The sequence below is a fragment of the Ulvibacter sp. 2210JD10-4 genome (genome assembly GCF_058148525.1).
In genome coordinates this window covers 875,628-898,013 of sequence record NZ_JBYVJZ010000001.1, presented here as the reverse complement: position 1 = coordinate 898,013, position 22,386 = coordinate 875,628, and the positions used below count along the sequence as shown (strand labels likewise).

At 36.7% G+C, this 22,386-nt stretch carries 25 protein-coding genes; 10 read left to right on the top strand and 15 right to left on the bottom strand.

All coding sequences use genetic code 11. The features are described from left to right. Positions 1 to 70 precede the first annotated feature (70 nt). Positions 71 to 358, top strand: coding sequence for a Sec-independent protein translocase subunit TatA/TatB (locus tag ACY2RT_RS04485; RefSeq protein ID WP_490154681.1), 288 nt, complete (start codon positions 71 to 73; stop codon positions 356 to 358). After that, positions 359 to 913 carry a phosphatase PAP2 family protein gene (locus tag ACY2RT_RS04480; RefSeq protein ID WP_490154680.1) on the top strand — a complete coding sequence of 185 codons (555 nt, stop codon included), beginning with the start codon at positions 359 to 361 and terminating at the stop codon, positions 911 to 913. Positions 914 to 1,044: 131 nt separating this feature from the next. Here the strand turns inward: ACY2RT_RS04480 and ACY2RT_RS04475 are convergent, their stop codons facing one another. Next, entirely contained in the window at positions 1,045 to 2,082 is a 1,038-nt protein-coding gene (locus tag ACY2RT_RS04475; protein WP_490154679.1) for a DUF8740 domain-containing protein, read from the bottom strand. A 12-nt stretch (positions 2,083 to 2,094) separates the two neighbouring features. Beyond that, positions 2,095 to 2,589, bottom strand: coding sequence for a T9SS type A sorting domain-containing protein (locus ACY2RT_RS04470; RefSeq protein ID WP_490154678.1), 495 nt, complete (start codon positions 2,587 to 2,589; stop codon positions 2,095 to 2,097). Positions 2,590 to 2,955: 366 nt separating this feature from the next. Here ACY2RT_RS04470 and ACY2RT_RS04465 point away from each other — a divergent pair, with 366 nt between their 5' ends. The 4 genes from ACY2RT_RS04465 to ACY2RT_RS04450 are packed head-to-tail and all read left to right on the top strand — an operon-like array spanning position 2,956 to position 5,466. After that, a complete protein-coding gene (locus tag ACY2RT_RS04465) occupies positions 2,956 to 3,441 on the top strand; it encodes a hypothetical protein (RefSeq protein WP_490154677.1) in 486 nt (161 codons plus the stop codon). An 8-nt stretch (positions 3,442 to 3,449) separates the two neighbouring features. After that, positions 3,450 to 4,091, top strand: a complete 642-nt coding sequence (locus tag ACY2RT_RS04460; protein WP_490154676.1) for a hypothetical protein — start codon at positions 3,450 to 3,452, stop codon at positions 4,089 to 4,091. After that, positions 4,061 to 4,825 (top strand): sensor histidine kinase, encoded by a 765-nt coding sequence (locus ACY2RT_RS04455; RefSeq protein WP_490154675.1) that lies wholly within the window; start codon positions 4,061 to 4,063, stop codon positions 4,823 to 4,825. Before ACY2RT_RS04460 ends, ACY2RT_RS04455 begins: the two co-directional genes overlap by 31 nt. A 2-nt stretch (positions 4,826 to 4,827) precedes the next feature. Further along, positions 4,828 to 5,466: a response regulator gene (locus ACY2RT_RS04450; RefSeq protein WP_490154674.1), complete on the top strand. Its 639-nt coding sequence runs from the start codon at positions 4,828 to 4,830 to the stop codon at positions 5,464 to 5,466. Here ACY2RT_RS04450 and ACY2RT_RS04445 read toward each other — a convergent pair whose 3' ends face one another. The 9 genes from ACY2RT_RS04445 to kynU all read right to left on the bottom strand — a co-directional run bounded on the left by ACY2RT_RS04445 (position 5,467) and on the right by kynU (position 15,393). Beyond that, positions 5,467 to 6,108: an O-methyltransferase gene (locus ACY2RT_RS04445; RefSeq protein WP_490154673.1), complete on the bottom strand. Its 642-nt coding sequence runs from the start codon at positions 6,106 to 6,108 to the stop codon at positions 5,467 to 5,469. 10 nt (positions 6,109 to 6,118) lie between these two features. Then, on the bottom strand, positions 6,119 to 7,675 hold the full coding sequence (locus ACY2RT_RS04440; protein WP_490154672.1) for a peptide MFS transporter: 1,557 nt from the start codon (positions 7,673 to 7,675) through the stop codon (positions 6,119 to 6,121). Between the two features lie 111 nt (positions 7,676 to 7,786). Beyond that, positions 7,787 to 8,926, bottom strand: coding sequence for a hypothetical protein (locus ACY2RT_RS04435; protein WP_490154671.1), 1,140 nt, complete (start codon positions 8,924 to 8,926; stop codon positions 7,787 to 7,789). A gap of 1 nt (position 8,927) precedes the next feature. Continuing rightward, positions 8,928 to 10,010: an amidohydrolase family protein gene (locus ACY2RT_RS04430; RefSeq protein WP_490154670.1), complete on the bottom strand. Its 1,083-nt coding sequence runs from the start codon at positions 10,008 to 10,010 to the stop codon at positions 8,928 to 8,930. A 9-nt stretch (positions 10,011 to 10,019) separates the two neighbouring features. After that, the gene (locus tag ACY2RT_RS04425) at positions 10,020 to 10,805 is read right to left on the bottom strand and encodes an SDR family oxidoreductase (RefSeq protein WP_490154669.1); all 786 of its coding nucleotides are present in this window, start codon (positions 10,803 to 10,805) and stop codon (positions 10,020 to 10,022) included. A gap of 16 nt (positions 10,806 to 10,821) precedes the next feature. Next, positions 10,822 to 12,267, bottom strand: a complete 1,446-nt coding sequence (locus ACY2RT_RS04420) for an aldehyde dehydrogenase (protein ID WP_490154668.1) — start codon at positions 12,265 to 12,267, stop codon at positions 10,822 to 10,824. A gap of 1 nt (position 12,268) precedes the next feature. Then, the gene (locus tag ACY2RT_RS04415) at positions 12,269 to 12,685 is read right to left on the bottom strand and encodes a RidA family protein (protein ID WP_490154667.1); all 417 of its coding nucleotides are present in this window, start codon (positions 12,683 to 12,685) and stop codon (positions 12,269 to 12,271) included. A 3-nt stretch (positions 12,686 to 12,688) separates the two neighbouring features. Beyond that, positions 12,689 to 14,089 (bottom strand): FAD-dependent oxidoreductase, encoded by a 1,401-nt coding sequence (locus tag ACY2RT_RS04410; protein ID WP_490154666.1) that lies wholly within the window; start codon positions 14,087 to 14,089, stop codon positions 12,689 to 12,691. A 41-nt stretch (positions 14,090 to 14,130) separates the two neighbouring features. Further along, the gene (gene kynU / locus ACY2RT_RS04405) at positions 14,131 to 15,393 is read right to left on the bottom strand and encodes a kynureninase (protein WP_490154665.1); all 1,263 of its coding nucleotides are present in this window, start codon (positions 15,391 to 15,393) and stop codon (positions 14,131 to 14,133) included. A 115-nt stretch (positions 15,394 to 15,508) separates the two neighbouring features. On the opposite strand from kynU, the gene ACY2RT_RS04400 reads away from it, so the two are divergent. Then, complete coding sequence (locus tag ACY2RT_RS04400; protein ID WP_490154664.1) at positions 15,509 to 17,665, top strand: T9SS type A sorting domain-containing protein; 2,157 nt, start codon at positions 15,509 to 15,511, stop codon at positions 17,663 to 17,665. A 2-nt stretch (positions 17,666 to 17,667) separates the two neighbouring features. On the opposite strand, the gene ACY2RT_RS04395 is transcribed toward ACY2RT_RS04400, so the two are convergent. Beyond that, positions 17,668 to 18,012 carry a hypothetical protein gene (locus tag ACY2RT_RS04395; RefSeq protein WP_490154663.1) on the bottom strand — a complete coding sequence of 115 codons (345 nt, stop codon included), beginning with the start codon at positions 18,010 to 18,012 and terminating at the stop codon, positions 17,668 to 17,670. A 159-nt stretch (positions 18,013 to 18,171) separates the two neighbouring features. Here ACY2RT_RS04395 and ACY2RT_RS04390 point away from each other — a divergent pair, with 159 nt between their 5' ends. From ACY2RT_RS04390 to ACY2RT_RS04380, 3 genes are read left to right on the top strand one after another with little or no spacing between them, the layout of a single operon-like run. Then, positions 18,172 to 18,588: a (4Fe-4S)-binding protein gene (locus tag ACY2RT_RS04390; RefSeq protein WP_490154662.1), complete on the top strand. Its 417-nt coding sequence runs from the start codon at positions 18,172 to 18,174 to the stop codon at positions 18,586 to 18,588. A gap of 2 nt (positions 18,589 to 18,590) precedes the next feature. Continuing rightward, positions 18,591 to 18,881, top strand: coding sequence for a GNAT family N-acetyltransferase (locus ACY2RT_RS04385; protein WP_490154661.1), 291 nt, complete (start codon positions 18,591 to 18,593; stop codon positions 18,879 to 18,881). A gap of 12 nt (positions 18,882 to 18,893) precedes the next feature. Further along, positions 18,894 to 19,691, top strand: a complete 798-nt coding sequence (locus ACY2RT_RS04380) for a class I SAM-dependent methyltransferase (RefSeq protein ID WP_490154660.1) — start codon at positions 18,894 to 18,896, stop codon at positions 19,689 to 19,691. Positions 19,692 to 19,697: 6 nt separating this feature from the next. On the opposite strand, the gene msrA is transcribed toward ACY2RT_RS04380, so the two are convergent. The 3 genes from msrA to ACY2RT_RS04365 all read right to left on the bottom strand — a co-directional run bounded on the left by msrA (position 19,698) and on the right by ACY2RT_RS04365 (position 22,368). After that, entirely contained in the window at positions 19,698 to 20,381 is a 684-nt protein-coding gene (gene msrA / locus ACY2RT_RS04375; protein ID WP_490154659.1) for a peptide-methionine (S)-S-oxide reductase MsrA, read from the bottom strand. Positions 20,382 to 20,487: 106 nt separating this feature from the next. Continuing rightward, positions 20,488 to 21,270 carry a zinc ribbon domain-containing protein gene (locus ACY2RT_RS04370; protein WP_490154658.1) on the bottom strand — a complete coding sequence of 261 codons (783 nt, stop codon included), beginning with the start codon at positions 21,268 to 21,270 and terminating at the stop codon, positions 20,488 to 20,490. Positions 21,271 to 21,273: 3 nt separating this feature from the next. Next, a complete protein-coding gene (locus ACY2RT_RS04365; RefSeq protein ID WP_490154657.1) occupies positions 21,274 to 22,368 on the bottom strand; it encodes a Nif3-like dinuclear metal center hexameric protein in 1,095 nt (364 codons plus the stop codon). Between the last annotated feature and the right edge of the window lie 18 nt (positions 22,369 to 22,386).

Below are 22,386 nucleotides of genomic sequence, written 5' to 3'. Positions count from 1 at the left end.
TATAATGATAGCCCCGTTACTTTAACGGGGCTTTTTTAATTATGGATATAAACTTCCTTATATTTGCAGTATGATAGCAAACACTTATTCTTTATTTATTAGTGGAGCGGAGATTGCTTTTATTGTCTTCATTATTCTAATGGTGTTTGGGGCAGATAAAGTTCCGGAAATAGCACGTGGATTGGGGAAGGGGATGCGCCAGATTAAGGATGCTACCAATGATATTAAGAGTGAGATCACCAAAAGTACCGAGAAGCAGGGAATTGATGTGGATATTACAAAAGACGTACGCAAAGAAATTGACAAATTAAAAGAAGATGTAGACGACATTAGTGGGCCTATCAAAAGAAAATTCTAAATGTTTGAAGTACTTAAAGAATGGGATCGTCAATTATTCATTTTTCTAAATAATCTTGGGGTCGAAACATATGATGGTTTTTGGGTCTTTGCGACTCAAATAGAATCATGGATACCGCTGTTTGTTTTTTTAACCCTCTTGGTTTTCTACTATTACAAGGGTAGAAAAGGAGCTGTAGTTTTTGGTTTTGTGTTACTTACTTTCACAATTACATTTATAGCAACTAATACCACAAAAGAACTGGTAGCCCGATTGCGGCCTAATAATGTAGAAGCGATCGCAGATCTTATCAGGGTTCTACAAGAACCTACTACATATAGTTTTTTTTCTGGCCATGCTTCTTCAAGCTTTGCTATTACAACTTTTGTAGTTTTGGCATTGCGTAAATTCAATAAGTGGATTTGGTTTGCTTACCTGTGGCCACTCATTTTTGTAATGAGCCGAATTTATACAGGAGTCCATTATCCAAGTGATATTTTAGTTGGAGCCTTAGTAGGTGTCCTCTTTGCTATTCTATTTTATAAGATCTCTAAACTGGTCTTAAAAAGAATATAATGGAAAAGGTTCAGGAGAAAATACTCTTGAACCTTTTTTGTACACCGCAATCATGTACATATGAAAAAATTATATTTTAAAACTAAACCCTCCCCAAAGCTGCTTACGTCTTGAAGAGGGCTTTAAGTATATTATTGGTTTCCGTAAACTACGAAAGTAAAAGCACTATCTCTGGCTGTTCCTGTAGCATCCTGTATTCTTACAGTAAATGTGTTAGCACCGGTTGATTCGTAACCACAAATTTCAGGTACACCAAACCCAATTGTAAATGGAGTAATGGTAACAACAGTGTTAGCTGGATTTGAATCCAGGTCTAAAACGACTTCATACACACCTACTGCTGAATTAGTAACAGATGTAATACCATACCCTGTTGAAATTCCTCCAACAGAATCTATACTTCCAAAAGCAATTGGGACAGAGTTTCCGTAAATAGTATTTATAGCAGGGCTGGTCGTAGTCTGAGTGACTTCTATATTTCCGTCAGTAGTCATATTACCTGTTGCAAGATCAATACTTAGATTTGTTCCGCCTCCGGCCATAAAATTTACATCATCTCCGGTATCACTATATCCAATTCCCCATCCAGGAAATGCAGGAGAGTGTTGCGCGATCATTTTATCGGCGTTTGTAGTTCCAGATCCGTAAATCATCACTTGTCCACTTTCTCTGCTGTGTAAAGCAGTAGGAACACTCCCAATTTGAGTTTCACCTACATTGGTTCCATCCATAGTTACATCAAGATAAGCATCAATATCCAACCAGTTTACAGCGTCTAAAGGACTCACACTACCTATTTGGGCAGAAAAGACACCGTTAGCATCTGTCACAAGGTTTTGAGTTTCATTGAAAACGGCAGCTCCACCGGCACCATCTCTTATTTCAAAATCGATAGTAACATTGGCATTGGTCATTAAATTTCCACCGGCATCTCTTGCAACAGCCTGGTAGTTGATAAGTTCTGCAGCTACTAATCTTGTAGCTGTATTGGTCGTTTCAGTTTTCTTAATAATTGTTTGAGAGGTAGTTTCTACCTTCTTGGCCTCATCTAATGCTCTTTGGTTAGCATAATCGGAATTAGCTGTAATACCTTCTCCATTTTGTGCAAATGTAGTTGATAAAGTCATCAATAATGAAGCAATTACAAAATAAGTTATTTTAGTTTTCATAATAGTTAGTTTTTATTGTTTGATAATTTTAAAAGTTTTTGATTTTTTAGTTGCGCTCTGTTCAATTGTTAAAAGATAGACACCTGAGCTAAATGTGCTAAAATTGAGTAGTTCATTTGTAGAGCTTTTAAGTAACTCTTTATACAATACCTGCCTTCCGTTAAGGTCGTGTACAACAGCCTTAAAATCGTCTCCGGCCATATCTTTAAAATAAAGATTTAAATAGTCGGTTACCGGATTTGGATAGACGGTAGCTTCTACTTCAAAAGTAAAATCTTCGTTGTCTAAGGTCAATTCCACGATTGCACCTAACCAAAAGCCCTGTCCTAGAGAAGAACTACTGCTTATATTACCTATAACAGTTTCTCCTACAGTAAAGCTCAAAGTATTTGATGCTCCAGTTATGGTTGCTCCGGAATTCGCCATCACTGTTTGGCTTAAACTCTGTGCATACCCTATACTTATAGTAAGGCAGGCAAAGAGTGCGATGTAAATTGATTTGTTCATAATTGTTTTTTTAAATGATTAAAATTGTTTTTACCGTTGCAAAAATTGATTCAGCATTTCGAAATAACTGGTACAAAGATGGGGTTCAATATAAAATGATACTAGAGTTAAAAAGCTATTTTTAGCTATTGTAAAACCTCCTTTTTTTTTGGTGTAGATTCCGGAGCTTTATAGGATATACCCTAAAACAATAAAGGGAAAAACCCCTAGTGTATATAAGGAAAATGCCTTATTATTTTTTAAGTAGATTGCTTAACTAATTATAAACCAATTGTTTAAAATTAGATTTTGCTGCTTAACAAATATAAGATTCTTTTTGTAAACATTTAATACTTAATTTTACACAAACCTTAAAACCAATGTATTATGAAATCAAAAATTGTATCATCTTTAGTATTTTGTGTAGTTATACTACTACTTCTTTTCAATGTTTCTTGTGACCCACAGGTGACTCCTCCCCAACAAGTGATTAGCTATGAAGAAGCTAATACACTGGAAGAGGATTACATAGCAACAAGATATAGAGTTATCAATGATGCTCTCGGGTATGATGATACCAGAGAATTTTGGTTCTCGCTGGATTCATTAAAAAAGTACATTGAATACGTTGAATATGAAGCAAAAAAGCAAGATCTCAAAAATTTGGGAATGCGCGTTTATTTTGCGGCTTACCCTAAAAACAGCAATTATAGGGATGCAGGTTATTCTACTGTATTTTTGGTTCCAACAACTCAGAAGGAGACTTCTTCGTTGCGACAAGGATTTTTACCGGTATTGCCTGAAAATGAAAATATTGATGGGCTTAAAGCTCTAAATTATTCGCAGGGAGGGCAGCCGCCAATAGGCTATTAATATTTTAAATGGAAATACAACCACTATCTTTAATTCCTTTAGGACTGGAACTTTTGGCAGCTATTATTGCAACAGTTCACTTTAAAAAATATAGTTTTTCTACCGAAAAATTTTTTCTGTATTTTTTATGGTACACTTTTGTTCTCGAAGTTACCGGAGCAATTTTAGGATATGTCTTTGAGGTTAAAAATATCTGGTTGTATAATGCTTTTACAATAACAAGCTTTCTTTTTTATTTTTATTGGTATCATACCATACTAAAACGAAAGATATTTAAAAAAATAGTCATTGTTTTTTCAATATTTTTCTTAGGTATAGCGATTACAAGTTTGGTGTATCAAAGCTGGTTAGAATATCATATGTATACCCTAATCACCGGAGCTTTGTTTGTATTAGTACTCACCTTATTTCATTTTTATCAATTGTTGAATAGCGATGAAGTTCTCATTGTAAAATACAAATTGAGTTTTTGGATATCTACTGCGCTACTTCTTTTTTATATGGGAATAATACCATTACTCTCTTTATCCGGGTATATAAAATTTAGAGGTTTAAGTTATTTATTGATTCTGTTAAGCCTGAACATTATTTTATATGGCTGTTATATTATTGGATTTATATGGACGAAAAAGAAGTACAATCGTTTTTAATTATTTTTTCGGTCATTGCTTTGTCTTTAGCACTTACCGTTATCCTTCTTTTTGCCTTATTTCAGAAAAGAAAAAATAAACTGGTTAAAGAACAGCAGGAAGCAGAGAGTAGATTTAAAGAAGAAATAATTGAAACACAAATTGAGATTAAGGAAGACACCTTGCGTAATGTGAGTTGGGAGCTACATGATAATATAGGACAGTTATTAACATTAGCAAAAATTCAATTACAGAATGCAAAAGGTAGCCCTGAAGCTATTGAAGAAGCTATAAATACTATAGGCACTAGTTTAAATGAATTAAGGAGTTTATCCAAACTTATTAATCCAAGCTCGCTAAACAATCTGTCATTGGTAGAAGCTTTACAACAAGAGGTGGAACGCTTTAATAGGTTGAAATACTTAGAAGCGTCCATACAATATACTAAAGCTCCTTTCTTTATAGATAATAAGAAAGAGATTATTATCTTTAGGATGCTTCAAGAGTTTTTTACAAATACGGTAAAGCACTCAAAAGCATCAAAACTCTTTGTAAATGTAGATTTCAGCAATAATATTTTAAAGATTACTGCTGAAGATAACGGAGTGGGGTTTGATACCTCCAAAGTAAACACAAAAAAGGGGATTGGATTAAGTAATATAAAGAACAGAGCTAAGTTAATTGGTGCTAAAGTCCAGATCACATCTGAAAAAAATAAAGGCACTCAGTTTTCCCTCATATATAAAATTGATTAATTATGAAGTATTCAGTTGTTGTTGTAGATGATCATAATTTACTTTCGCAGGCCATAGGTAGTTTAATTGAAGATTTTGAACAATTTAGAGTTTTATATCTGTGTAATAATGGTCAGGAATTAATTGAAAAATTCAAAAACCCAAGAAATATCCCCGATATTGTATTAATGGACGTTAATATGCCAATTCTAAATGGTATTGAAACGACCGATCACTTAAGACAGCATTTTCCTCAGGTAAATGTATTGGCACTTTCCATCGAAGAAGATGAAAATACAATCCTTAAAATGCTTCGCGCCGGTGCCAAAGGGTATTTAATGAAAGATGTTAAAAAGACTGAACTTGAGAATGCATTATTAGAAGTTCTTAAGAAAGGTTATTACCATACAAATACAGTAGCTAAAATTCTGGTTGGCTCGTTAGCACAGAAGGAAACGACAGTTTCTTCTTTAAAAGAACGTGAAATTGAATTTATAAAACACGCTTGCACCGAAAAGACATACAAAGAAATAGCAGATGATATGTGTCTTAGCTATAAGACTATTGAAGGTTACAGGAATGTATTATTTGAAAAATTGAACTTAAGAAACAGAACCGGACTGGTTATTTATGCTATAAAGAATAAAATATTTGTCCCTTAATTATTTTACTCTGGAAATTGTCAGTCCATCTCTTATGGGTAGTAAAACCGTCTCTAACATTGGATGCTCGTTGAGCAATTTGTTGTAAACAACCAAAGCTTTGGTATCTAAATCGTCTTTGTCAATTGGTTCGATTACCTTACCACTCCACAGTACATTATCGCTTAAAATAACAGCTCCTTTAGATAATTTAGGAAGTATCATTTCCAAGTAGTTAGGATAATTGTTTTTATCTGCATCTATAAAAACCAAGTCAAAAAATACGTCTAACTTTGGGATAATCTCCAATGCATTTCCGGTATGTTGAAAGATCTTTGAACCATACCCGGATTTATCAAAGTATTTTCGTTGCAGGTCGTGTAATTCTTCATTAATATCTATGGTGTGTAATTGACCTTCGGGGTCCATTCCTTCTGCTAAACATAAAGCCGAATAACCTGTATAGGTCCCTATTTCAAGAATGTATTTTGGCTGGATCAGCTTAGAGATCATGCTAAGCACCCTTCCTTGAAAATGGCCGCTTAGCATACGAGGAGCAAGAATCTTTTGCCAGGTTTCTCTATTTAATTCTTGTAATAATTCAGGTTCGGGCTGCGAATGAGTAACTACGTAGTCATCTAACTTATCTGAAATGAAATTCATATAATTTGTATTAATGGATACCAGTCATCATCTTTTTAATAACCGGAGAAATAAGTATTGCAAATATACCTACAATTAAACTTATTACTCCAAAACTTGCATACACAGAAACATATGAGAATAATTGCTGAAATGATTCACTTCCTTGAACAACGGTATCTGGTGTTAAGCCGGTAATAAATAGTACAATATCTCCAAAAACCCCAGTTGAAAAGATATTGGCCTCCCCTTCAGAAACGGTTGTTAATTTTGCTATTTTACCTGCAAAGAAGTGACCATAAAAATTGGCCGAAAACCATACTCCCATAATAAAAGCAACATATTTCAATGGAGATAGTTCGGTCATTTTAGAAAGTCCAATGGGAGATAAGAATAGTTCACCTACCGTTAGTACCAAATACCCAAGTACCAAATACATCATAGAAGTCCTTGCGAACGAATCTACACTATGGGCAGATAAAGCAAAAATAATGAACCCTAACCCTAAAAAAAGTAACCCTAAACCAAATTTAATAGCTGAGTTTGGATTCCTTTTTTTCTTACTCAGGAATGTCCATAGCATCGAAAAAGGGATTGCAAGTAAAATAATAAACCCTGCGTTGATACTATTGGTTCCTGCAGCATCCATCCCTACCAGATTTACATTTCTGTCTGCAAATAAGGTTAATGAACTACCGGCCTGCTCAAATATTGCGGAGAATAAAGTATATAGAACAGTGAAATAAACCGCAACTAATAAACGTTTCTTTTCAATTGAACTTACTTTTGTAAGAATATATAGTATGTAGCCAATTAAAAAGGTAGAAACAATCCAAACCAGGTAATGTTCAAATTCATTGAACCTCACAATTGTAGCAAAGATAGGGACTGCTAAAAATGCCCCAAGTATTGCAAGTTGACCTTTATTTAGTCCTATTGTTTTTTGATGATATAATTCAGAATTAGGAATGAGCCCTTTTGCTTCAAATACATTACTTTTTAATCCCTTCTTAAATACAATTAACCCTATTAGCATGCCAATTCCTGCTAAAACAAAGCCATAGTGCCATCCATAGGTTTCAGCAAACCAGGCACAAGCTAATGGTGCAATTGCAGCTCCCAGATTTATTCCCAGATAAAAAATAGTAAACCCGGAATCTCGCCTGGAGTCACCTTGTTTGTACAATTCACCTACAAACGACGAGATGTTAGGTTTAAAAAAACCATTTCCAACTATTATTAAAGCTAAAGAACCATAAAAGAATACAGGCAGTTCTATAGTTAGAAAAAAATGCCCCAATGCCATTAAAACACCACCCAGTAGAATTGCTTTTCTAAATCCAAGAACTTTGTCTGCCAGCATACCACCTATTGTAGGTGTTACGTATACTAAAGACATATATGCAGCATAAACCCCAAATGCCATGTCATCATCAAATAAGAGGTGCTTAGTCATATAAAGCACCAACAAAGCACGCATTCCATAAAAGGAAAAACGCTCCCATAATTCGGCAAAGAATAGATAAAGTAAACCCTTAGGGTGTCCAAAAACTTCGGTAGATGGAGTTTTAGAATTTGATATGCTCATAAGTATATAACTTTTTTGAGCAAGGTATGTGCAGGAGATGAGCTGTAGAACCTCTGTTTTAAATTATAACAAAAAATAACATAAAGTGCCTATTTGTTAGAGTAGTTACAATTAATTACAAATAGACATATATTCTTCATTATCAATATTTTCAGAGAATTCTTCCAATAAATTTTTATCAATGGTAATATTTTCAGCTACTATTCTTAAACGATATCTGCTTTCTCCAATAAAGGTAAAGAGATCTCTTCGTTCCAGTTTTTGAGAATCATCCAGATTCAGAATATCATTTATATTTTCAATGATTCGGGTTAAATAGGTCTGATTCTTAATTTCCCCACCCAGATTCACAAGAATACTTTGTGAAACCCCTTCTCCAAACTTACGGCGGATAGCAAGCTTTAATAAGTTTTTATATTGGGTTGTTTTAGACCCAAAATCTATTGCTTGGTCAAAAATACTTTTTGCAGGGATATTTATTTTGATCAAACCCCAATCCAAAAAAGAAATTGACATTTCATTGGGTTTAGGCATACTTGCCAATCTGATAACCCAGGTTGTAGCAAGAACCAGAAAGATAGAGACCAAAGATGTCTTGGCACAAATCCTAATAAAATTATTGGTAAAATCGTCTCCAAAGCTTAAAAATACTTCTGAAAGTTGCGAAATAAAAGTAAGTATAATAACCACAACCGAGATAATACCAATTGTTTTTAGGCCTCTATAGGCAAACGTCCTATAAAATGAAATTCCTAAAAGATAACACAGGAAACCAGATAAAATCAACTCAGGAATGTTACTTATTTTTACATTATAAATAACATTGTTTTCTCTTAAAAGAGGCGTGATAATAAAAGCCAGTAGCGAAGTAACGATAATTACGACTACTATTTTTTTGATGTTTTTTTCGTTGTTATAAATGAATTTAGGGGCATAATAGAAATAGAAAAGTGCCAATAATAAAAACATATTGTTCACTATTGAAAGTAAACTTAAACCTAATTGAAAGCCTTGAGAATTTGTAAATGAAAAAGCAGTTCCGATATAGGTCCAACATCCGGCAATTACCCAGATAAACATAGCAAAACTTAGATATAATAAACCTTTATCTACACGTTTTTGAGAATCATTTTCTTCCAGAAGTTGTTTAAATCGATTTCTGATGTGATACCATATAGCCAATAGTAGTACGGCTCCAATGAAAGAAATGAAAATATGTGAAAAGATATAAAACTTAGCAACTTCAGTCATTTTAGCTAAGGATTCGTTTGATCAATTTTTGTTTGGCTGCTTCATCATCGCCACATAACCATTGTATCACATTATCTTCCCAAATATCATCACATTCTTCTTTCGTCAAAATGTTTCGCTCCATAGCAAGATCCAGGATCTTTCCGGGGTATGATGACTGAGATTCACTTTCCATTTCGCCTAACGGATAAGGATCGTCTAATCCCATAACCACTTGTTTTGAGGTTTGATTTTCCACAACTAATTTTAAAGATCCTGTATCGTGTACTAATGTATCGAAGAATATATTTTTATGTCCTACAGATTTTCGTGGATGTTCTTTTCCTTCAAAAAGGTCCGGGCGGCCATCAAACCCCTGAATACGTCTCCCTAGGTTTATTTGAGCTAATTGCCCACCATGGGCAAAACAGGTACGCATATTTGGGTATTTATCTGCATAGCCATTCAATGTGAGAAAATGATAGGCATCTGCACATTGTGCCAACATCCATATAAGGTGAAAACGCCAGGCAGTATTTTCTAATTTAATAAATTTCTCTCCGTCATAAGGATGAACCTCCACTGCCAGATTATATTTACTGGCAAGTTCAAAAATAGGCTCGTTCTCTTCATCAAAAATACAACGCCAAGTTCCAATGGTATCCATATAATGTGTTGGTAAGCACAATAACTGAAGTCCTAGTTCTTCAACACAACGTTCAATTTCCCAAAGAGCACCACGAACAAAACCGGGATGTACAACAAAACCACAAGTAAATTTTGACGGATTGTTATGTTGTACATTCGCATTAAAATCATTCTGAAAACGGAGGGCCTGTTTCATTTCTTCAACTCGTAAACCATTTCCATACAATTGCGAAAGATTCAAAACCACAGCGTGATCGATCTTGAAACGCTCCATCCATTCCAGTTTTTCATTGAGGAAAAAACTGGAATCGGTCACAGGGCGACTCCAATCTTTTTGAAGCATAAACTTGCGATCTTTATCTACCCAAAAAATTCCTTTGTCTTTCATAAATTGAGGAATTTCTTCCGGGTAAGGAAGCAAATGTGAATGACCGTTAATGCGAAGTTTTCGTTTCATAGCCTAAAGTTACAAAGATTTTGTACGCCCGCCATCCACAGGAAGGTTTATTCCATTAATGTAACTCGCTGCCTCACTGGCTAGAAATGCAACAGCATTTGCAATTTCTCCCGGCTGAGCAAAACGTTTTGCAGGAACTAAATTTTTCATAAATGCACCGGCTTCAGCTTCAGTTTTATCCAATTTCTTAGCAGCGTTAGCAACAATATCATCCAAGCGGTCTGTTGCTGTAAAACCGGGAAGAACATTGTTTACGGTTATGCCAAATTGCCCCAGTTCGTTTGCCAGTGTCTTACTCCAACTTGCCACTGCACCTCGAATGGTATTACTCACGCCCAAACCATCAATAGGTTGTTTTACTGAAGTGGAAATAATATTGATGATCCTTCCGAAATCAGCATTTTTCATTCCCGGTACTACTGCCTGTACCAAGATCTGATTACAAACCAGATGCTGGGAAAAAGCATTTGTAAATTCTGAAACATCTGCTGAAAATATTGGGCCTCCTTTTGGGCCTCCGGTATTATTCAGTAAAATGTGGAAGGACTTATTTTCAACAGCTTTGTTTACTTTTTTACGAAGTGATTCAGGGTCACTGAAGTCTGCCACCAGGTAATTATGTTTTTGTCCATCCTGAAAAGGCAGTTCCAATAATGTTTTTTTTAATTTTTCTTCATCTCTGGCAACAAGTGTAACAGTTGCCCCCATCTCTGCTAATTGTATTGCCGAAGCTCTTCCGATACCGGCAGTACTCCCACAGATCAGTGCATTTTTATTTTTTAGATATAAATTCATTTAAATTAGGTTATTTCTATTCATATTTTATACATATGTTCTTAGCTTCCGTAAAAAACCGGAGTGCTTCAAAACCACCTTCACGGCCTACACCACTATCTTTAACACCTCCAAAGGGAGTCCTTAGATCACGGTTCAACCAGGTATTTACCCAAACAATTCCTGCTTCCAGGCTTTTTGAAATTCGCATGGTACGGTTAAGGTCACTTGTCCATAATGTGGAAGATAGTCCATATTTTACACCGTTGGCCATTTGCAGAGCTTCTTCTTCCGTATCGAAAGGCATGATAGTTACTACCGGGCCAAAGATCTCTTCCTGGTTTACGCGACATTGATCGTCGTATACTTCAATAACAGTTGGTTCTAAATAATATCCGTTTTCCGAACCTTTTATGGTTACAGTTTTACCACCGCATAGAATTTTACCACCTTCTTCTTCAGCAATAGCAATATAAGATCGTACTTTCTCCAAATGGGGTTTGGATACTAAAGCACCCAGATTAGTATCAGCTTCAAAAGGGTTTCCAACTTTTAACTGCTGTACTTTGGCGACAAAATCTTTTTTAAATTTCTCGTAAATAGATCTTTCAACAAAAATTCTACTTCCACAAAGGCAGATCTGTCCTTGATTGGCAAAAGAGGATTTTACTGTTACTGCCAACATTTTATCGTAGTCGCAATCGGCAAAAATGAGATTGGGATTTTTTCCGCCCAGTTCCAACGATAATTTTTTAAACATTGGGGCCGCAGTACGTGCAAGATGTTCCCCAGTTTTAGTACCTCCGGTAAATGAAATTGCCTTGATTCCCGGATGCTCCACAATTGCTTGTCCTGCGGAAGGACCTGTGCCGTGAACAATATTCAAAACACCTTTAGGCAAGCCAGCTTCAGTACAAATTTCACCCAATAAATAAGCGGTCATAGGAGTTACTTCACTAGGCTTGGCCACAACTGTATTTCCTGCTGCCAGGGCAGGGGCAATTTTCCAGGAAAATAGGTAGAGAGGAAGGTTCCATGGTGAGATACAGCCTACGACACCTATGGGTTGACGTAGTGTGTAGTTCATAGTATTTAAACCTACACTTTCATGGGCATCACTTGAGAATTGAGTGATAGCATTGCCAAAGAACCGAAAATTACTCGATGCCCTTGGGATATCGACCACTTTTGCCAGACTCAAAGGTTTGCCATTGTCTTTGGCTTCTGCTTCGGCAAGACGGTCTAAGTTATTTTCAATAATTGCAGCAATTTTTAGAAGTATCCTGCTGCGTTCTTCAATTGTAGTATTGGACCAGCCTGGAAAAGCAGCTTTTGCAGCTTCATATGCACTGGAAATATCCGTAGCATTAGAATTTGCAATCTGTGAGTAAACTTCTCCATTGCTTGGATTGTAATTGTCTAACCATTCTCCAGAATGAGGCTCACAATATTCACCGTTAATATAATTTAGAATTTTTTGCATTTTAAACTGGTTTGTAGGCCATAACCTTAATTTCCACTACCAAGTTAGGATGTGGTAATTGGTGTACTGCAACGGTAGTTCGTGCCGGCCCGGTTTCTTTATCAAAGAATTCAGAATACACTTCATTATAGCCTGCAAAGTCATTCATATTCACTAAAAAACTGGTAACATCGACTATATCTTCCATGGTTGCACCTTCTGTAGCGAGATAGTCTTTAATATTTTCCAGGACGGCTCTAGTTTGTTCCCTAACATCTAAATGCATTGTACCCATTTCATCTACCTGATGCACACCGGCAAAAGTATTATCCGGTAAACGAGAACTTGTCCCACTTACAAATATGAAATCACCGGCACGCTTCACATGCGGATATGCTCCTCTTGGTGTTGCTTTTCCTTCAACTAATCTACTTTTCATCTGCTATAAATTTTTTACGACCGAATCATCATGTAGAATAGCTTCGGTTTCGGTTTTTACTAATTCAAGTGTATCACGTAAGCTCATGGATTCGGAAATATTGCCATCATTAATTAGATTTAGAATGGCTTTGTCCTGTGCACGCCCTCTTTTCATAGCTTCTTCATAAGATATATTTTCGTTAAAAGTAACCAAAGAATACTTTGAAAAGTATTCGTTTGGGAACTCAGCTTCAAAAGCTGTTTCCAATTTTCTTTTTTGCTGAAATAATGGGCTTGCAGTATGCTCTTTCATTTCGTAGAAATTGTCCACAGCAAGGTCTGCAATAGCATCGGTATTTTTTTTACGGGCTTTTTCGTATTCTTTAAAAACTATCTTCCAATCACCTTCAAACTTATCAAGGGTTTCATCTAATACTATTACATCTTCAAAGGAAGCGTTCATTCCCTGTCCGTAAAACGGAACAACAGCATGAGCAGCATCTCCTAACAATAACGTTTTTCCGTAACAATTCCAGGGAGAACATTTAATAGTACCGAGAGGCCCGGTAGGATTTTCAAAAAATTCTTCAGCAAGAGAAGGCATTAGTGCCACGGCATCGGGAAACTCTTTGGCAAAGTATTCCATAACCTTTTCTTTTGTTGTAAGATTATTAAAACAATAATCACTATCATCATCGTAAGGCGCGAAAAGTGTTACTGTAAAACTGCCGTCCAGATTAGGTAATGCGATCAGCATATCTTTACCGCGTGGCCAAATATGTAAAGCTCCTTTATCGGTGCGATAACCGCCTCCTTCTGCCGGAGGAATTTCCAGTTCTTTATATCCATGGGTGAGCCATTGTTGTGAAAAACTGAATAAGAATTTTTTATGTCGGAACATACTCTTGCGAACTGCAGAACCTGCACCATCTGTCCCCAGAATAATATCTCCGCTTAAAGTAGTTTCGGCTCTGGAAGTATAATCTTTGAAAATTGCTGTTGCATTTTCCAGATCCACCTTTTTACAGCCCTGATTAAAGTGAATGGTAACATTAGGCATTGCTTCGGCAGCATTCAGCAAAAGAATATTCAATCCGGGACGTGAAATGGAATTAATGTATTCGTTGTCCCGTCCACTATATTTACTCAAAAAGGTGTTTCCTTCTTTATCATGGATCATCCTGCCGTACATTGGAATACAAAGCTTTTTAGCTTCTTCTTCTACGCCTCCCAATCGCAGCCCCCGAAGGCCACGGTCGCTAAGTGCTAAGTTAATTGAACGTCCGGCATCCTGGGTAACCTTTCGAAGATCGGGACGCTTTTCCACTAATGTTATCTGATAACCACGTTGTGCTAAACGTAAGGCGAGTAGGCTTCCACAGAGGCCAGCACCTATAATGAGTATATTTTCTTTATTATTCATATGCTTATATATTCTGAAATAAGTTCAGAAAGACAATTATTTCAATTTAAAACTTCTTTTAACCGCTCTGCAAAATGATATACATCTTCAAAACTATTATAAAGTGGGACAGGGGCTATCCGAATTACATCGGGTTCACGCCAATCACTTATTACTCCGGCTTCTGTTAATTTAGTGTGTAAACTTTTGTCTGCACTTATTACCTGTATTGATAATTGACAACCTCTTTCTTCTGGGTTTCGGGGTGTAATGATATTAATTCTGTCATCGTTCAGGTTATCTACCAAAAACTCAAGATAGCCTGTAAGTTTTACAGATTTTTTCCGAAGATTTTCAAATCCTGCTTTTTCAAAAGTATCTAAGGATGCGCGAATTGCTGCCATTGATAAAATGGGGGGATTACTTAGCTGCCAACCTTCGGCGCCCGGTAAGACATCAAACTCATGGCGCATATTAAAACGTGTTTGCTTGTTATGCCCCCACCAGCCTGTAAAACGTTTAAGTTCTTTATTATGAGCATGGCGCTCATTCACAAAACAACCTCCCAGGCTTCCCGGGCCGCTGTTGAGGTATTTATAACTACACCAAACAGCAAAATCGGCTCCGGTTTCGTGCAAATTCGGTTCAATGTTTCCTGCTCCGTGTGCCAGGTCAAAACCAACCATACAGCCATGTTTATGTCCAAGCTCGGTAATTTTTTTAAGAGGAAAGGATTGGCCACTGTAATAATTAGTATTCCCAATCATCAACAAGGCTATCTCATCACCTTGTTTTTTCATGATCTCTTCCAGGTCTTCTATACGACAAAGTTCTTCCCCTTTGGGTGGTTTCCATAAAACAAGTCCTTCTTTTGGGTCAAACCCATGAAACTTTAACTGACTTTCAACTGCGTACTTATCGCTAGGAAAAGCATCACTTTCCACAACGATCTTAAATTTTGTTTTAGTAGGTTGGTAAAAAGAAACCATCATTAAGTGCAGATTGGTCGTGAGGGTATTCATGATCACAACTTCATTTGGTTTTGCACCTACCAGTTTTGCCATACTTTGGGTAAGAAATTCGTGATAGGGCAGCCAGGGATGTTCTGCTTCGGTATGTCCTTCAACACCTAAATTTGCCCAATCTTCCAGTTCCTTTTTTATGTATTCTGAAGTAATCTTTGGTTGTAGCCCAAGTGAGTTTCCACAAAGGTAAACAAGTTCTTCACCTACTGAATTTTTAGGGATATGAAACTGATCTCTAAAATGTGACAAGCTGTCTTCGGTATCACATTTTTTAGCAAATTCTAGATTGTTTTGGAACATAGGTATTGGTTCGTTTATGAGCGCTTAGCAAAAATAGGAATTAATATTTGAAGTTTTGATAAATCGAAGTTTGCTATTAATAGAAGGTTCTTGCTATCTTTGAAAAAACGTAAAAATGAAAAAATACCTACTCCTGATTTTGTTTTTAGTTGTTTCAGTAACAGCTTTTTCGCAATCTGTTGCAAGGCATTGGAATGAGGAAATGCTAAATGGAATACGCAATGACTTTGCTCGTCCTACGGTACATGCCCGTAATTTATTTCATTCTTCAGTTTTACTATATGACATGTGGGCTCTTTTTGATGATGAAGCTGATACCTTCTTTTTGGGAAAAAAAGTAGGCGATTATACTTGCCCTTTCAATGGTTTTGAAACTACCGAAGCTACTTCTGAAGCTCAAAAAAAGGCAATGAGCTATGCGATATACCGGTTGATGAAGCATCGTTTTGATAAATCTCCAGGGAGAGAGGACATCATGCAGTCCATTGAACACCTAATGGATGAGTTGGGATATAATACATCTAATACAACTACAAATTATGAAAGTGGTGATCCGGCTGCTTTGGGTAATTATGCCGCACAGCAAATGATCGCTTTTGGATTGCAGGATGGTGCTAATGAGGCAAACGATTATGAAAATCAATTTTATGAACCACTCAATGAGCCTTTGAATACAGATATTAGCGGAAATATAACCATGACACACCCAAATAATTGGCAGCCTTTAAAGGTTGAAAATTATGTAGACCAGAGTGGTAATGTAATCCCCGGAGGGCAGCCTCCGTTTTTAAGTCCGGAATGGGGAGCAGTGACGCCTTTTTCTCTTACTGAAGAAGATAGGACAACTTATTCTGCTTCGGGATTTGATTATCAAGTATATCATGATCCCGGAGATCCTTCTTATATTCTAGAGGGGATGGGAATAGATGACCCTTATAAGTGGGGTTTTGCTTTAGTAGCAGCATGGGGCTCTCATTTAGACCCCGAAGATCCTACTTTAATTGATATCTCTCCAAAGAGCCTTGGAAATGTACCTTTTGAATCCTATCCCAAAACGTTTTCAGAATTTAAAAGCTTTTACAATTTTGACAATGGTGGAGATCCAAGTTTAGGAAGGAGCACCAATCCGGTAACGGGATTACCATATGAAACACAAATGGTGAAAAGAGGTGACTATGGAAGGGTTCTGGCTGAATTTTGGGCTGATGGCCCCGATAGTGAAACACCTCCGGGTCACTGGTTTGCGATCTTAAACTATGTAAGTGACCATCCACTGCTACAAAAGAAGTTTAAAGGAGATGGCGCAGTATTAGACGATTTGGAATGGGATATAAAGTCCTATTTTATCTTAGGAGGCGCTATGCATGATGTGGCCGTGAGTGCTTGGGGAATTAAAGGCTACTATGATTATGTACGCCCTATTAGTGCTATACGCTATATGGGTGATAGAGGGCAATCTACAGATCCTTCGCTTCCAAGTTATGACCCACATGGATTACCACTTATACCTGGTTTTATAGAGATTGTTGATTATGGAGATCCTTTGGCAGGAGCTTTCGATGAAAATGTTGGTAAGATGAAATTGTTTACCTGGCGTGGCCCGGATTGGATCATTGATCCTAACATTGATGTAGCAGGAGTAGATTGGATACTTGCCGAGGAATGGTTTCCTTATCAACGCCCTTCCTTTGTTACACCACCTTTTGCAGGTTATGTTTCCGGACATTCTACCTATTCAAGAGCCGCTTCCGAAATTTTGACCCTTTTAACAGGAGATGAATATTTTCCCGGAGGAATGGGAACTTTTAATATTACCAAAGATGAGTTTTTAAAATTTGAGAGAGGGCCATCTATGGATATGCAACTACAATGGGCCACCTATAGAGATGCCAGTGACCAAACCAGTTTGTCACGAATCTGGGGAGGAATACATCCTCCAATTGATGATATTCCGGGACGTATAATAGGCAAGAAAATTGGTATTGAAGCTTTTTCATTTGCAGAGGCTTATTTTACAAAAAAGCTTGCAATAGATGGTATTCTGTATCCTAATCCAACCAACGATCTGGTGACGATCTATTATGATGTAAAGGAGCCGGCTCAATTATATGTTTATGATATATTGCGAAGAATAGTAATGGCAACTCCGGCCAATTTTGATACAGATGATCGTTTTACTATCGATGTTTCTTCTTTGAGCGAAGGGATGTATTTTGTGGTGCTTCAGGAAGATGAAAAAAACACTATGGTTAAGAAACTAATCAAAAAATAATATTATTGGTTTGCTTGTTTCTTTTCAATAAACTCGTCCATTCTGGAAAGTAATCGCCACCATTCACTACCATCATCTCTATAGGTGCGAATAGCCCCTGCACGAACTAAAATTTTTCGAAGTTCATTATCGTCGAAACCACCCAGGTGCTTTTTTAAAGTTTGGAATGATCGGTCTGTATAGGATTTATGATTCAGAAAATGCTTTGCGGTAGACTCAGCAATGAACTCGGTTTTGTGCTCCTGCTGAAGTATCTTCAGCTCATGCTTAAAACGCTGATGTTGCAAAAAATAAGTAATTAATCCCCCAACAATTGTACCTGCTAATGTAAATAATGCTGTTTCCATGCAATCTTATTTTATCGAAATATCTGAAAAATATAGTATAAAATTACCAATGATTTCTTTTTCTTCTACAACTTCCTCAACATTTCTTTATAATGTAACAGGTTTTCAGTAAGAATACAGAAAGCCGAGTTGCTATAATAATTTTTGTAAATTTAAACTATGGAAAAGATAATAGAATATACAAATAATGAAGTTACGGTTGTCTGGAAACCGAAAAATTGTATTCACTCGGCTAAATGTGTTGGGAACCTGCCGGAAGTTTTTAAGCCTAAAGAGAGGCCTTGGGTACAAGTTGAAAACTCAAATACCGATGCTATTATAAATGCTGTAAAAGGATGCCCAAGTGGTGCTTTAGGTTTTTATATGAATGCAACCGGAAAGGTTGTTGATTCTTCTGAAACCGTATCGGAAAATATAAAAGTTGAAGTTCTTCAAGATGGTCCGTTGATGGTCTACGGAAATCTGGCAGTAACCCATGATGATGGCCGCCAGGAACAAAAATCTCGTGCCACTGCTTTTTGCAGGTGTGGCCATAGTGGTAATAAACCCTTTTGTGATGGATCGCATAAAAATTAGTAATGGAAGTAACTATTTCAGAGAACAAGGAAAGAAAACGTTTTGAAACTAATTTTGAAGGGAAAACGGTAATCATAGAATACATTAGGGCAGAAGATAAAATGTACCTCACGCACACAGAAGTTCCAAGAGAGTTTGAAGGTAAAGGAGTTGCATCTGCCATGGCAAAGCAGGTGTTGCAGCAAATAAAAGAGGAAGGGCTTAAATTAGTGCCTCTTTGCCCTTTTATAGCTGTGTACCTTAAAAGGCATCCCGAATGGAAAGAAATCTTAGCGAAAGGCTATAATGTATAATTATTTGATGCAATGAATCTTCAAAAAGCTTTTGAAACAAATAGAGAGACGTGGAATAAAAAAGTTGCTATTCATGCAGCCAGTGATTTTTATGACCTGGAAAATTTTAAGAAAGGTGGAAGCTCTTTAAACAATTATGAGTTAGATGCTTTAGGTAATGTTTTAGGGAGATCACTGCTTCATTTGCAATGTCATTTTGGGCAAGATACCTTAAGTTGGAGTAGGATGGGAGCCAAATGCACCGGAGTAGATATTTCAGAAGAAGCCATTCAACTGGCCCGTAATTTAAACGAGGAATTACAGCTTGACGCAAAATTTGTGTGCTGTAATGTATTGGATACTTCACAACATATTTCTGAAACCTTTGATATAGTATTCACCAGCTATGGAACGATTGGCTGGTTGCCTGATCTCCGCCCCTGGGCACAGATGATCTCGGAACGGTTGAAACCGGGAGGGATCTTTTATATTGTGGAATTTCACCCCATAGCATGGATGTATGATTATACAGTATCACCACCTCAATTAAGATATGGTTACCAGCAAAAAGAGGTGATATATGAAGAATATGAAGGAACCTACGCAGACGGAAACTCAAAAATGGTGAGTAAGGAATACGGTTGGAACCATAGTTTGGGAGAGGTGATTACCTCTCTTTCCAATGCAGGACTGCGTATCGATTATTTAAAAGAACACGAAGGTTCTCCTTATGATATCTTTCCCGGACTGAAAAAAAATAACAAAGGATTGTATGAGTTGCCTAATAAATTATACCCTTTGGTTTTTGAAGTGAAAGCTGTTAAAGATTAAAAAGGCCTAATGTTTTGCTTCTTCTTTCAGTAAGTGAGGAAACTTCTCCTGAAACCTTTTCAATCTGGGAATGGACACGTTTTGAATGTAGGGATTGTTAGGGTGTAGTTTTTCATAGTTTTGATGATAGTTTTCTGCGTCCCAGAATTTTTGGAAAGGGAGTACTTGTGCTGCTACTTTTTGATCTCCTAATGTTGCGTTTAGGGCAGCAATTTTTTCATCAATGATCTTCTTTTCTTCCTCATTCTGATAAAATAGGATAGACCTGTATTGAGAACCTCTGTCCGGCCCTTGGCCATTTACCTGCGTAATATTTTGAGAACCAAAGTAGACATCTACCAAAGTGGCAAAACTTACTATTTTTGGGTCGTAAATAATTTCAACCGCTTCTGCGTGTCCTGTACGTCCGGTATTGCTTGATTCGTAAGTTGGATTTTTAGTATGTCCGCCACTATAGCCGGAGATCGATTCTTTTACCCCTTTTACACTTTCGTAAATAGCTTCCACACACCAAAAGCAGCCACTGGCAAAGTAGGCACGTTTCATACCATTCACTATTTCTACTTGCACAGGAACGAGCTCCTTTTGAGCAATAGTTTCTGCTTCTTTATTTTTTTCGTTAGAAGGCTTACAAGCTCCTGTAAAAGCAACTAGTATGGTGGTTGCAGCTAAAAGAATATATTTTTTCATAGCAATTTTTTTAAAAGGTCGGATTGTATTTATAATCCTTTCACGAAATGTAATAAAAAAGCCCTCACATTTTGTGAAGGCTTTATTATAGTTTAATTGGGAATGTTTATTTTACTTTAGCAAACAACTTTTCCATTTTTTCTTTTTCTTCGTTTGCAAGTTCCGGATCTACCAGGATTCTTCCACTATGCTCATCTGTAATGATCTTTTTACGAGATGCAATTTCCATTTGTACTTGTGGAGGAATGGTAAAGAAAGAACCTCCTGAAGCACCACGCTCAACTGGTACCACAGCCAGACCATTTTTTACATTGGTGCGAATTCTTTTATAAGCTTTTACTAAACGCTCTTCAATTTGTTTTTCAAAGGATTCAGACTTTTTGATCAGCGCTTTTTCTTCCTTTTCAGTTTCTGAAAGAATCTCATTTAGCTCACCCTGCTTGTGCTTTAAGTGCTCTTCACGTTCTTTTAATCGTTCTTTCGTTTCTTCAATAACCTGCTTCTTTTGTTCAATTTGCGCTTTAAATTCTTTAATGTGCTTTTCTGCCAATTGAATTTCCAGTTCCTGAAATTCAATCTCCTTACTCAAAGAATTATATTCACGGTTATTACGAACATTATCCTGTTGGGTTGTATATTTTTTAATTAAAGCTTTTGCCTCTTCAATCAGGTTTTTCTTTCCTTTGATGTCATCTTCAATTACCTCAAGATCGGTATTTAATTTTTCAAGACGAGTATTCATTCCGGCTACTTCATCTTCCAGATCTTCAACTTCTAAAGGAAGTTCTCCACGTACATTGCGGATTTCATCAATACGAGAATCAATTAGTTGTAAATCGAATAAAGCTCTTAACTTCTCTTCTATAGTATGTTCTGCTTTTGCTGCCATATTTTAAAAATAACTAATAGGATTGGTGTTTATTTGCGATAAAACGACTGCAAAATTAGTGATTTTTTTGTTAAGCTCAACAACTAAAAGGTCTTTTGTGAATTGTTCGCTCTCATAATGCCCTATATCTGCTAAAAGAATGGACTTTTCTGCTTTAAAAAAGTCGTGGTATTTAAAATCGGCACTCACAAACACATCTGCTCCTGCTTTCTTAGCTGCTTCAATGGCGAAACTACCGCTTCCGCCCAAGACAGCAACTTTTTTAATAGGTGTATTGAGTAAAACAGAATGTCTTACACATTCAGCTCTCATAGTTGCCTTCAAGTTTTGCAAAAATTCTTTTTCTGAAACAGGTGATGCCAGCTCGCCAATCATTCCCATACCAATACGTTGATTAGTATTTTCCAGAGTAGTGATTTCATAAGCGATTTCTTCATAGGGATGAGCATTGAACAATGCTTTTAAAACCGAAGCTTCTAAATGTTTTTGAAAAGTTACTCCAATTTGAACTTCTTCTTCAAAATGAGTTTCGCCTTGAATACCGACCGTTGGATTAGACTCTTCATTACCATTAAAACTTCCTTGTCCAATAACATTGAAACTACAATTGGAGTAATTGCCAATTTCACCGGCTCCTACTGCAAATAATGCTTCGCGGACTTTATTTGCTTCAGCAGTTGGCACAAAAGTGATGAGTTTTTTGATGGTTTCCTTTTGGGGGATTAATACCTTTCGATTTTTTAAATTGAGTTTTTCACAGATCATTGCATTTACACCATTCCAAGCATTATCTAATGCGGTATGAATGGCAAAAATGGCAATATCGTGTTTGATTGCTTTTTGCACGACACGCTCCACATAGGTTTTTCCTGTCAGTTTTTTGAGTCCGGAGAATACAATGGGGTGAAAACTAACAATGAGGTTGCAATTATTCTCAAGAGCTTCATCAACGACACTTTCCAGAGTATCAAGTGTAACTAATACTCCCGTTACAGTAGTATTTGCATTACCTACCAAAAGCCCGGTATTGTCAAAACCTTCTGCATAGCTTTGGGGGGCAACCTCCTCAAACAATTGTACAACTTCTTTTACCTTCATCGTTTTGTATTTTACGGT

Bases quoted from the DNA above. Each gene is read 5' to 3' on its own strand.
- ACY2RT_RS04485 (WP_490154681.1), top strand. From the start codon at position 71: ATGATAGCAAACACTTATTCTTTATTTATTAGTGGAGCGGAGATTGCT.
- ACY2RT_RS04480 (WP_490154680.1), top strand. From the start codon at position 359: ATGTTTGAAGTACTTAAAGAATGGGATCGTCAATTATTCATTTTTCTA.
- ACY2RT_RS04475 (WP_490154679.1), bottom strand. From the start codon at position 2,082: ATGAAAACTAAAATAACTTATTTTGTAATTGCTTCATTATTGATGACT.
- ACY2RT_RS04470 (WP_490154678.1), bottom strand. From the start codon at position 2,589: ATGAACAAATCAATTTACATCGCACTCTTTGCCTGCCTTACTATAAGT.
- ACY2RT_RS04465 (WP_490154677.1), top strand. From the start codon at position 2,956: ATGAAATCAAAAATTGTATCATCTTTAGTATTTTGTGTAGTTATACTA.
- ACY2RT_RS04460 (WP_490154676.1), top strand. From the start codon at position 3,450: ATGGAAATACAACCACTATCTTTAATTCCTTTAGGACTGGAACTTTTG.
- ACY2RT_RS04455 (WP_490154675.1), top strand. From the start codon at position 4,061: ATGGACGAAAAAGAAGTACAATCGTTTTTAATTATTTTTTCGGTCATT.
- ACY2RT_RS04450 (WP_490154674.1), top strand. From the start codon at position 4,828: ATGAAGTATTCAGTTGTTGTTGTAGATGATCATAATTTACTTTCGCAG.
- ACY2RT_RS04445 (WP_490154673.1), bottom strand. From the start codon at position 6,108: ATGAATTTCATTTCAGATAAGTTAGATGACTACGTAGTTACTCATTCG.
- ACY2RT_RS04440 (WP_490154672.1), bottom strand. From the start codon at position 7,675: ATGAGCATATCAAATTCTAAAACTCCATCTACCGAAGTTTTTGGACAC.
- ACY2RT_RS04435 (WP_490154671.1), bottom strand. From the start codon at position 8,926: ATGACTGAAGTTGCTAAGTTTTATATCTTTTCACATATTTTCATTTCT.
- ACY2RT_RS04430 (WP_490154670.1), bottom strand. From the start codon at position 10,010: ATGAAACGAAAACTTCGCATTAACGGTCATTCACATTTGCTTCCTTAC.
- ACY2RT_RS04425 (WP_490154669.1), bottom strand. From the start codon at position 10,805: ATGAATTTATATCTAAAAAATAAAAATGCACTGATCTGTGGGAGTACT.
- ACY2RT_RS04420 (WP_490154668.1), bottom strand. From the start codon at position 12,267: ATGCAAAAAATTCTAAATTATATTAACGGTGAATATTGTGAGCCTCAT.
- ACY2RT_RS04415 (WP_490154667.1), bottom strand. From the start codon at position 12,685: ATGAAAAGTAGATTAGTTGAAGGAAAAGCAACACCAAGAGGAGCATAT.
- ACY2RT_RS04410 (WP_490154666.1), bottom strand. From the start codon at position 14,089: ATGAATAATAAAGAAAATATACTCATTATAGGTGCTGGCCTCTGTGGA.
- kynU (WP_490154665.1), bottom strand. From the start codon at position 15,393: ATGTTCCAAAACAATCTAGAATTTGCTAAAAAATGTGATACCGAAGAC.
- ACY2RT_RS04400 (WP_490154664.1), top strand. From the start codon at position 15,509: ATGAAAAAATACCTACTCCTGATTTTGTTTTTAGTTGTTTCAGTAACA.
- ACY2RT_RS04395 (WP_490154663.1), bottom strand. From the start codon at position 18,012: ATGGAAACAGCATTATTTACATTAGCAGGTACAATTGTTGGGGGATTA.
- ACY2RT_RS04390 (WP_490154662.1), top strand. From the start codon at position 18,172: ATGGAAAAGATAATAGAATATACAAATAATGAAGTTACGGTTGTCTGG.
- ACY2RT_RS04385 (WP_490154661.1), top strand. From the start codon at position 18,591: ATGGAAGTAACTATTTCAGAGAACAAGGAAAGAAAACGTTTTGAAACT.
- ACY2RT_RS04380 (WP_490154660.1), top strand. From the start codon at position 18,894: ATGAATCTTCAAAAAGCTTTTGAAACAAATAGAGAGACGTGGAATAAA.
- msrA (WP_490154659.1), bottom strand. From the start codon at position 20,381: ATGAAAAAATATATTCTTTTAGCTGCAACCACCATACTAGTTGCTTTT.
- ACY2RT_RS04370 (WP_490154658.1), bottom strand. From the start codon at position 21,270: ATGGCAGCAAAAGCAGAACATACTATAGAAGAGAAGTTAAGAGCTTTA.
- ACY2RT_RS04365 (WP_490154657.1), bottom strand. From the start codon at position 22,368: ATGAAGGTAAAAGAAGTTGTACAATTGTTTGAGGAGGTTGCCCCCCAA.